Origin of the sequence: Actinoallomurus oryzae (assembly GCF_039541955.1) — a bacterium.
Lineage (GTDB): Bacteria > Actinomycetota > Actinomycetes > Streptosporangiales > Streptosporangiaceae > Actinoallomurus > Actinoallomurus oryzae.
Map to the genome: position 1 here is coordinate 1 of NZ_BAABHF010000094.1, position 559 is coordinate 559.

General features: G+C 65.8%; 2 pseudogenes. Both read right to left on the reverse strand.

What is annotated here, in order from left to right:
* A pseudogene (locus tag ABEA10_RS50775) lies at window positions 1-265 on the reverse strand (hypothetical protein); the annotation flags it as partial.
* Window positions 265-559: pseudogene (locus ABEA10_RS50780) on the reverse strand (D-xylose ABC transporter ATP-binding protein); the annotation flags it as partial. The pseudogenes ABEA10_RS50780 and ABEA10_RS50775, both read right to left, overlap by 1 nt.

Here is a 559-nt window from a genome sequence, read left to right on the forward strand (position 1 = left end):
CGAAGGCCACCAGCCCCACCACCGACCCCACCGACAGATCGATGTTGCGGGTCACCACCACCATCGTCTGCCCGACCGCCAGCAACGCCAGGATCGAGGCGTTCAAGAAGATGTCCTTCACACCCTGCTGGGACAGGAACGACGAATTCGCGGCGGTCGTCACGACCACCAACACGACCAACGCCGCGAGAATGCTCAGCTCCCGCGCCCGCAGAACGGTATCGACGAGCCGGCGCCCACCCGCATCAGCGGTCACAACCGCCATCAGGCCGCCTCCTGCCGGGTCCGACCGGTCGCCGCGGCCATCACACTCTCCTCGGTCGCCTCACCCCGCGGAATCTCGGCGGTGAGCCGACCCTCATGCATCACCAGCACCCGATCGGCCATACCGAGCACCTCCGGCAGATCCGAAGAAATCATCAACACCGCCAACCCCTGACCGGCCAACTCCGACAACAACCGATGCACCTCCGCCTTGGTCCCCACATCGATCCCCCGCGTCGGCTCATCGACGATCAACACCGACGGCTCAGTCGACAGCCACTTGGCCAGCACCACC